Genomic DNA, 7800 nt, shown 5'->3' with positions numbered 1-7800 from the left:
GGGGTGGGCGGGTAGCCGCTGTGTTTCCCCGTTGAAGAGAAGTATCCGCTTGCACCTTGGGTTTGAAAAACGGATAGTTTTGACAGCCATCATCGAAAATTTCGAATGCTCAAGCTCAGCCTCGATGCCCTGCAGATCCTGGACGCGATCGACCGCCGAGGCTCCTTTGCCGGCGCCGGCAAGGCCCTGCACAAGGTGCCTTCGACCATTTCCTACACCGTGGCCAAGCTGGAAGAGGATCTGGGGGTGCAGCTGTTCGACCGGATCGGCCCGCGGGCAGAGCCGACCGAGGCCGGGCGCGCGCTGCTGGAGGAGGGCAGGCACCTGCTGCGTGCGGCCCGGGAGCTCGAGCTGCGGGTGCGGCGGGTGGCCTCGGGCTGGGAGGCGGAATTGACCCTGGCAGTGGATTCGGTGTTCCCGACCTGGCTGCTGGGGCCGGATATCGCCGCGTTCCGCGAGGTGGCGGCGCCCACCCGGCTGCGCCTGTTTGGCGAAGCACTGTCCGGTACCTGGGAAGCGCTGCTGGACCGGCGCGCCGACCTGTTGGTCGCCGCTCCCGGTGAGGGTCCCAGTGGCGGGGGCTACGTGGTCGAGCCGCTGGGCAGCGTTGATTTTGTATTTGCGGTGGCGCCCGGGCATCCGCTGGCGTCCGTGCCGGGTGTGCTGGGCCGCGAGCAGTTGGCCCCGTACTGCGCGATCGCCGTGTCCGACTCGGCGCGGCGGCTGCTGCCACGAACGGTGGGGCTGTTGATGGGCCAGGAGACGTTGACCGTGCCGGACATGGCCAGCAAGTTGAAGCTGCAGTGCCAAGGGCTGGGATTCGGCTTCCTGCCCGAGCCCTGCGCGCGCGCGGCGGTGGCGCGCGGCCAGCTGGTGATCCGCGAGGTCGAGGAGCACAAGCCGGAAGAGACCTTCTGGTTGGCCTGGCGCACCGGCGAGGATGGCGCGGCCCTGCGCTGGTGGCGCGAGCGCCTGCGGCGGCCGGAGCTGCTGGCGCAATGGTGGCAGGCGATGGCGGAGGGGTAGGGTTCGGCAGGGCTGCGCCCTGCACCTGCAGTAGTGCCGGCCGCTGGCCGGCAACCTCGACAGCAACAGCAACAGCAACAGCAGAAGCTGGTTTCCTGTGGGGAGGCGGGGTGGGTCCGGTTGCGGGAGACGCCGTAAACCCGTCCATGGGGGCTTGGCCGCGGCATNNATGCCGTGCTCGATGGCGCCATCCATGGCGCCAACGGTCCTGGAGAGGGCGGCCTGCCCCCTCCTGACAGTTTCACGGTGCCAGCGGATGCACTGAAGCGCTGGTCGGCTGTTGCTGCAGCGCGCGGGAAACCGTCCAGAGCCGGCGGGGTCACCCAGGGCAGGACCGTTGGCGCCATGGATGGCGCCATCGAGACCCCATGGATGGGTTCACGGCGTGTCCTGCCCTGGGTGACCCCGCCGGCTCAAGCCGATAGCAGGGAGGCGCTCAAGCGACCAGCCCCGTCGCCGACACGATTCTGCAAAACAGAAAAGCCCGCACAAGGCGGGCTTTTTCGGTTCCTGCTGCGGCGACTGGTGCTCCCTAGGGGACTCGAACCCCTGTTTTAGCCTTGAGAGGGCCACGTCCTAACCACTAGACGAAGGGAGCAGTGTGTCGCTGCCGGTGCAGGAGCGCTAGTATATGCACCTCGATGCCATTGGGCAATCCCGAAACTTCAACCGGAAGCGCCAACATCATTTCCTCTGCTACATCACCGTTCAGCCTGCGCGTCATCCCGCGCGACCAGCACACGATCTCCCGCAAGGACATCAGCCCGAACGCTTTGCGCGTGCTTTATCGACTGCGCGATGCCGGCTTCGGCGCCTACCTTGTCGGCGGCGCGGTGCGCGATCTGCTGGTCAATGGCCAACCCAAGGATTTCGACGTGGCCACCGATGCCACGCCCGAACAGGTCAAGCAGTTGTTCCGCAACTGCCGCCTGATCGGCCGCCGTTTCCGCCTGGCCCATGTTGTGTTCGGCCGCGAGATCATCGAAGTCGCCACCTTCCGTGCAAATATCGATGACGGCAGCGGCGACCGTGAGATGGAAAACGGCATGCTCGTGCGCGACAACGTGTACGGCAGCATCGAAGACGACGCCATCCGCCGCGACTTCACCTGCAATGCCCTGTATTACGCCATCGAGGACTTCTCGGTGCGTGACTACACCGGCGGCTTCGAAGACGTGCAGGCACGCCTGATGAAGCTCATCGGCGACCCGGTGCAGCGTTACCAGGAAGATCCGGTGCGCATGCTGCGCGCGGTCCGCCTGGCGGCCAAGCTCGGCTTCCAGATCGAAGAGGGCACCGCCGCACCGATCCCGCAGCTGGCCGGCCTGCTCAACGAAGCCGCGCCGGCGCGCCTGTTCGAGGAAGTCCTGAAGCTGTTCCTGTCCGGGCATGGCCTTGCCAGCTTCGAAGGACTGGAACGCTACGGCCTGTTCGACGTGCTGTTCCCGGAAAGCGCCAAGGCACTGAAGTCGAACCGCACCGGCGCGCTGCGTCGGATGCTGGTCGAGGGCCTGGCCAACACCGATGCACGCGTGGCCAATGACGAGCCCGTGTCGCCGGCGTTCCTGTTCGCGCTGTTGCTGTGGCCGGCTTACTGCCGCGCACAGGCAACGCTGCTCAAGCAGGGCGTGGCGCCGGAAGAGGCACAGCGTCGTGCCGCCGACCGTGTCACCGTGCAGCAGCTGAGCACCATTGCATTGCCGCGCCGTTTCTCGCTGCCGATGCAGGAGATCTGGCTGCTGCAGGCGCGCTTCAGTTCGCGCCAGCGCAAGCGCGTGATGCGCACGCTCAGCCACCCCCGTTTCCGTGCCGCCTTCGATTTCCTGGCCCTGCGGCAGGTGGCATCGGCAGAGCACGAAGCCGACGTCGCGTTCTGGCGCGAAGCGCAGGCGCAGTCCGGGCATGAGCTGGATCCGTCGCTGGATTCCCTGCACGGCGACGCCGGCGACGAGGAGGGTGGAGCGCCGCGCAAGCGTCGTCGTCGCCGGCGTCGTCCCGATGGCGCAGCTGCCGGTGCTGCCGAGTAATCCATGACCTGTGCCTGGATCGGGCTGGGCGCCAATCTTGGTGACGCAGCCAACACCGTCCGCGCGGCCATTGCCGCGCTGGACGAGCTGCCCGGAACCCGGTTGACGCAGGCCTCGCGGTTGTACGCGACGCCGGCATGGGGCAACGAGGACCAGCCACCGTTCGTCAACGCAGTGGCCTCGGTCGACACCGATCTGCCCGCCGTCGAGCTGCTGCAGGCCATGCTCGCGCTGGAGCAGCGCTTCGGCCGCGTACGTGATCCCGCCGTGCACTGGGGGCCGCGTGCGCTGGATCTGGACCTGCTGCTGTTCGGCGAGCAGGTGCTGGACCTGCCCGAGCTGAAGGTGCCGCATCCCTACCTGCACGAGCGTGCGTTCGTGTTGGTGCCGTTGGCCGAAATCGCCGCCGATCTGGCCATTCCCGGCCACGGTCGCGTGCGGGATGCAGTGATGCGGGTGGATGCCTGCGGGATCGCGCCGTTAGGGTGATAATGCCCGGGTTATCTCCCCCGGTTATCAGCACATGAGCACCCACGCAGACAGCAAGCCCTGGACCGTTCCCGCCCTGGCCGAGGCCAAGCGCAATGGCCAGAAGCTGGTCATGTTGACCGCCTACGACGCAGGCTTCGCCCGCACCTTCGATGCCAATGGCGTCGACCTGATCCTGATCGGCGATTCGCTGGGCATGGTCGTACAGGGGCACGATTCGACCCTGCCGGTGACCGTCGCCGACATGGTCTATCACACCCGCGCAGTCGCCCGCGTGCTGCAGCGTGCGCTGCTGATCGCCGACCTGCCGTTCGGCGCCGATGCCACCCCGGAACGCGCGCTGGATGCTTCGCTGCAGCTGCTGCAGGCGGGTGCGGAGATGGTCAAGATCGAAGGCGCCGGCTTCAAGGTCGACATCATCCGCTACCTGGTCGAGCGCGAGATCCCGGTCTGTTCGCACCTCGGGCTGACCCCTCAGTCGGTGCTGCGCTTGGGGGGCTTCAAGATCCAGGGCCGTGGCGATGCCGCGCGCCAGCTGGTGGACGATGCCAAGGCCGTGGCTGAAGCGGGTGCCAGCATCATGGTGCTCGAATGCGTACCGACCCCGGTTGCCGCCGCCGTCACCGCCGCAGTGCCGGTGCCGACCATCGGTATCGGTGCCGGCCCGCAGTGCGACGGCCAGGTGCTGGTGCTGCACGATTTCCTCGGCCTGGACAGCGGCCACCGTCGCCCGAAGTTCGTCAAGGACTTCCTGGCTGAAGGCGGTTCAGTGGCCGGCGCCACCCGTGCCTACGCCGATGCCGTGCGCGATGGCAGCTTCCCCGACGACGAACACGCGTACGCCCAATGATCCAGACCTTCAACGAACTCGGTGCGCTGCGCGCGCAGATCGCGCAGTGGAAGGGCGAGGGCCTGCGTGTGGCGCTGGTGCCGACCATGGGCAACCTGCATGGCGGGCACCACGCGCTGGTCACCCTGGCAAAGCAGTACGCCGACAAGGTGGTGGCCAGCATCTTCGTCAACCCGACACAGTTCGGGCCGAACGAGGATTTCAGCCGCTATCCGCGCACCCCCGAAGCCGATGTGGCCGGGCTGGAGCAGGTGGGCTGCGATGCGGTGTGGCTGCCCAGCGTCGAAGCGATGTACCCGCTGGGCGTGGACAAGACCACGCAGATGCATGCGCCTGGCGTCAGCGAGGTGCTGGAAGGCGCCAGCCGCCCGGGCCATTTCGATGGCGTGTGCACGGTGGTGGCGCGGCTGTTCCTGCAGGTACAGCCGGATGTGGCCGTGTTCGGCCGCAAGGACTACCAGCAGCTGGCGGTCATCAAGCAGATGGTGGCCGAGCTGTCGTTCCCGATCCAGATCGTCGGTGCCGAGATCGTGCGTGATGAGGATGGCCTGGCCAAGAGCTCGCGCAACCAGTACCTCAGCGCCGAGCAGCGCCCCTTGGCGACCACCCTTCACCGCACCCTGCTGGGCATGCGCGAAGGCTATGTGGCCGGACACGCGCGTGAACGCATCGAGGCCGACGCCGTCGCTGCGCTGCAGGCAGCGGGCTTCCAGGTGGATTACGCGGTACTGCGCACGCCGGAGCTGGCCGAGCCGAGCTTCGATGGCGGTGGCCGCGTGGCCCTGATCGCCGCGCGCCTGGGCACCACCCGGTTGATCGACAACCTGGAGTTCTGAACCGCCCCGCGCGGTTGTGCAGGGCGCCCGCAGTGGGCGCCCGGTGTTTGCCGGACAAGGACGACCTGCCGATATGACCTCGTTTCCAGCCAGCCCCGGCCGCCGCGCCGTGGCGGCGATCCTGGCGGTGTTCGCCGCCGCGCTGCTGCCTTCGCTGGTGATCGGTGGCCTGATTGCCGGTCTCAGCCTCGGCCAGGAAGTGGCCACGGCCGCGCTGGCGGCCGCATTGATGTTCGTGCTGGCCTTCGCCCACGCCGTGGCGGTGCTGCTGCCGATGGGCCTGATCCTGCTGTCTTCCGGCCGCCTGCGCTGGGTCTGGTTCGCGCTGGTCGGGGCAGGGCTGGGCGCGCTGGCGATGGCCACCTGTGCCTGGCCCGACGGCTCTGGCGGCGCTCTGATGAGCCCGCTGTCCTCTGCGGACAACTTCGACTGGGCCAGCTATGCCTTCTCGGTACTGGTGGCGGCCGGATTCGGCCTGATGGCCGGACTGGCGTTCCATGCCGTGTTCCGGGCCGTGCTGGCCGGTGCCGCGGCGCCATCGCCGGGCGCGCAGCAGCGCACCGGCTGAACGGTCTTCAGCATCCTGCGGCCGCTACCTGACGGTTGCCGCGTGGGTGCTAGAATCCGCTCTTTCCTTTGCCGTTGCAGCGCCCCCATGCACCTGTCCCTGCTCAAGACCAAGATCCACCGCGCCACCGTCACCCATTCCGAGCTGAACTACGAAGGCTCCATCGCCATCGATGACAACCTGCTGGCTGCCACCGGCATCCGTGAGTTCGAGCAGGTGCACATCTGGGACGTGACCAACGGTGCGCGCTTCTCGACCTATGCGATCCGCGCCGAAGCCGGTAGCGGCGTCGTCTCGCTCAATGGTGGCGCCGCGCGCCACGTGCAGGTCGGTGACATCATCATCATTGCCGCCTTCGCCAGCATGACCGAGCAGGAAGCCGACAGCTTCAAGCCGAAGCTGGTGTACGTGGATGGCAACAACCAGATTTCCCACACCAACGACACGATCCCGACCCAGGCCGCATGACAACGAACAACGGATTCGACTCGCTGCATTCCCACGCCCAGCGCCTGAAGGGCGCAAGCATTCCCGGCCTGCTCGCCGCCGAACCCGGCCGTGTACAGGACCTGGCGCTGCGGGTCGGTCCGTTGTATGTCAACTTCGCCCGGCAGAAATACGATGCCGCAGCGTTGCAGGCGCTGTTGGCGCTGGCTGCCGAACGTGATGTCGGCGGCGCCATCACGCGCCTGTTCCGTGGCGAGCAGGTCAACCTGACCGAAGGCCGCGCTGCGCTGCATACCGCGTTGCGCGGTGATGTAGTCGATGCGCCGGTGGCGGCCGAGGCCTCTGCCACCGCGCGCGGCATCCGCCAGCGCATGGGCGTGCTGGTGCGCGCGCTGGAAGACAGCGGCGTGACCGATGTGGTCAGCGTCGGCATTGGCGGTTCCGATCTCGGCCCGCGATTGGTCGCCGATGCGCTGCGCCCGGTCACAGGCGCACGCCTGCGCGTGCATTTCGTGTCGAACGTGGACGGCGCCGCCATGCAGCGCACGCTGGCCACGCTGGATCCGGCAACGACCGCCGGCATCCTCATTTCCAAGACCTTTGGTACCCAGGAAACCCTGCTCAACGGCCAGATCCTGCATGACTGGCTGGGTGGCAGCGAGCGCCTGTACGCGGTCAGCGCCAATCCGGAACGCGCCGCCAAGGCCTTCGCCATCGCCGCCGAGCGCGTGCTGCCGATGTGGGACTGGGTGGGCGGCCGCTATTCGCTGTGGTCGGCCGTCGGTTTCCCGATCGCACTGGCCATCGGCTTCGAGCGCTTCGAGCAACTGCTGGAAGGTGCCGCGCAGATGGATGCGCATGCACTGGACGCGCCGCTGGAGCGCAACCTGCCGGTGCTGCACGGCCTGACCGACATCTGGAACCGCAATCTGCTGGGCCACGCCACGCATGCGGTGATGACCTACGACCAGCGCCTGGCGCTGCTGCCGGCCTACCTGCAGCAGCTGGTGATGGAAAGCCTGGGCAAGCGCGTGCAGCGCGATGGCCAGCCGGTCACCACCGACACCGTGCCGGTGTGGTGGGGCGGTGCCGGCACCGATGTGCAGCACAGCTTCTTCCAGGCGCTGCACCAGGGCACCAGCATCATCCCGGCCGATTTCATCGGCTGCGTGCACAACGATGATCCGTACACGGTCAACCACCAGGCGCTGATGGCCAACCTGCTGGCGCAGACCGAAGCACTGGCCAACGGCCAGGGCAGCGACGATCCGCACCGCGATTACCCGGGCGGCCGCCCGAGCACGATGATCCTGCTCGACGCGCTCACCCCGCAGGCGCTGGGCGCCTTGATCGCGATGTACGAACACGCGGTGTACGTGCAGTCGGTGATCTGGAACATCAACGCGTTCGACCAGTTCGGTGTCGAACTGGGCAAGCAGCTGGCCAGTGGCCTGCTGCCGGCCCTGCAGGGCGAGGATGTCCAGATCAATGATCCGCTGACCCGTGAACTGCTGGCGCAGCTGAAGGGCTGACGCGGGCGGGGAATGCCGCCGGGCA

8 protein-coding genes and 1 tRNA gene are annotated in these 7800 nt (G+C 67.5%); 8 read left to right on the top strand and 1 reads right to left on the bottom strand.

From position 1 onward, the window contains the following. Positions 1-105 precede the first annotated feature (105 nt). Entirely contained in the window at positions 106-1026 is a 921-nt protein-coding gene (locus tag TEP_RS11750; RefSeq protein ID WP_025878941.1) for a LysR family transcriptional regulator, read from the top strand. A gap of 523 nt (positions 1027-1549) precedes the next feature. Here the strand turns inward: TEP_RS11750 and TEP_RS11745 are convergent. Further along, positions 1550-1624 (bottom strand) — tRNA-Glu (locus TEP_RS11745). 49 nt (positions 1625-1673) lie between these two features. Between TEP_RS11745 and pcnB the strand changes: the two genes are divergently transcribed. The 7 genes from pcnB (at position 1674) to pgi (ending at position 7775) form a co-directional block, all read left to right on the top strand. Beyond that, positions 1674-3053: a polynucleotide adenylyltransferase PcnB gene (gene pcnB, locus TEP_RS11740; protein WP_132825396.1), complete on the top strand. Its 1380-nt coding sequence runs from the start codon at positions 1674-1676 to the stop codon at positions 3051-3053. 3 nt (positions 3054-3056) lie between these two features. Beyond that, positions 3057-3542, top strand: a complete 486-nt coding sequence (folK, locus tag TEP_RS11735; protein ID WP_132825395.1) for a 2-amino-4-hydroxy-6-hydroxymethyldihydropteridine diphosphokinase — start codon at positions 3057-3059, stop codon at positions 3540-3542. 34 nt (positions 3543-3576) lie between these two features. Next, entirely contained in the window at positions 3577-4392 is an 816-nt protein-coding gene (gene panB / locus TEP_RS11730) for a 3-methyl-2-oxobutanoate hydroxymethyltransferase (RefSeq protein ID WP_093820002.1), read from the top strand. Then, positions 4389-5228, top strand: a complete 840-nt coding sequence (gene panC / locus TEP_RS11725; protein WP_032977891.1) for a pantoate--beta-alanine ligase — start codon at positions 4389-4391, stop codon at positions 5226-5228. The genes panB and panC overlap by 4 nt, the downstream gene beginning before the upstream one ends. A gap of 73 nt (positions 5229-5301) precedes the next feature. Continuing rightward, the gene (locus TEP_RS11720; protein WP_132825394.1) at positions 5302-5796 is read left to right on the top strand and encodes a hypothetical protein; all 495 of its coding nucleotides are present in this window, start codon (positions 5302-5304) and stop codon (positions 5794-5796) included. A gap of 87 nt (positions 5797-5883) precedes the next feature. Next, positions 5884-6264, top strand: a complete 381-nt coding sequence (gene panD, locus TEP_RS11715) for an aspartate 1-decarboxylase (RefSeq protein WP_004153087.1) — start codon at positions 5884-5886, stop codon at positions 6262-6264. Next, positions 6261-7775 (top strand): glucose-6-phosphate isomerase, encoded by a 1515-nt coding sequence (gene pgi, locus TEP_RS11710; RefSeq protein WP_132825393.1) that lies wholly within the window; start codon positions 6261-6263, stop codon positions 7773-7775. Before panD ends, pgi begins: the two co-directional genes overlap by 4 nt. The last annotated feature ends 25 nt before the right edge of the window (positions 7776-7800 follow it).

The sequence above is a fragment of the Stenotrophomonas sp. TEPEL genome (assembly GCF_004348785.1).
Lineage (GTDB): Bacteria > Pseudomonadota > Gammaproteobacteria > Xanthomonadales > Xanthomonadaceae > Stenotrophomonas > Stenotrophomonas indicatrix.
Note: the sequence above shows the minus strand (reverse complement) of the source record. Positions and strands in the feature narration are given on the sequence as shown.

Excerpts from the sequence above, each read along its gene's own strand:
- TEP_RS11750 (WP_025878941.1), top strand. The coding sequence starts at position 106 with ATGCTCAAGCTCAGCCTCGATGCCCTGCAGATCCTGGACGCGATCGAC.
- folK (WP_132825395.1), top strand. The coding sequence starts at position 3,057 with ATGACCTGTGCCTGGATCGGGCTGGGCGCCAATCTTGGTGACGCAGCC.
- panB (WP_093820002.1), top strand. The coding sequence starts at position 3,577 with ATGAGCACCCACGCAGACAGCAAGCCCTGGACCGTTCCCGCCCTGGCC.
- panC (WP_032977891.1), top strand. The coding sequence starts at position 4,389 with ATGATCCAGACCTTCAACGAACTCGGTGCGCTGCGCGCGCAGATCGCG.
- TEP_RS11720 (WP_132825394.1), top strand. The coding sequence starts at position 5,302 with ATGACCTCGTTTCCAGCCAGCCCCGGCCGCCGCGCCGTGGCGGCGATC.
- panD (WP_004153087.1), top strand. The coding sequence starts at position 5,884 with ATGCACCTGTCCCTGCTCAAGACCAAGATCCACCGCGCCACCGTCACC.
- pgi (WP_132825393.1), top strand. The coding sequence starts at position 6,261 with ATGACAACGAACAACGGATTCGACTCGCTGCATTCCCACGCCCAGCGC.